The sequence below is a fragment of the Allobaculum fili genome (assembly GCF_020969955.1).
In the GTDB taxonomy this organism is placed as follows: Bacteria; Bacillota_I; Bacilli_A; order Erysipelotrichales; family Erysipelotrichaceae; genus Allobaculum; species Allobaculum fili.
This window is the reverse complement of sequence record NZ_JAHDSX010000145.1, coordinates 1-280: the sequence shown is the minus strand read 5'-3', so window position 1 is coordinate 280 and position 280 is coordinate 1. Positions and strand designations below refer to the sequence as shown.

The 280-nt window shown below is 52.5% G+C and carries 1 protein-coding gene; it reads left to right on the top strand.

The window, feature by feature from the left end:
* Nucleotides 1–280, top strand: a 280-nt coding sequence (locus tag Afil_RS10855) for an integrase core domain-containing protein (RefSeq protein WP_230268563.1), incomplete at both ends; no start/stop codon positions are given.

The window sequence follows — 280 nt, the reverse complement described above, 5'->3', positions numbered from 1 at the left end:
TCAGGGGTGTCACTACACAAGTGTCGGGTTTCGGGAACTGCTCCGTCAGAAGAAACTGCGCCAGTCGATGTCACGCAGAGGAAACTGCTGGGACAACGCTCCTCAGGAAAGCTTCTTCGGCCATATGAAGGACGAGATCCGTGATGATCTGAAGAAGTGCCGGACTTTCCAGGAGATCTGTTCGCTGCTGGACGAGCAGATCCGCTACTACAATGAAGAGCGGTATCAGTGGGATCTGGCGAAGCTGTCACCAGATGAGTTCTACAAATACGTAACAACC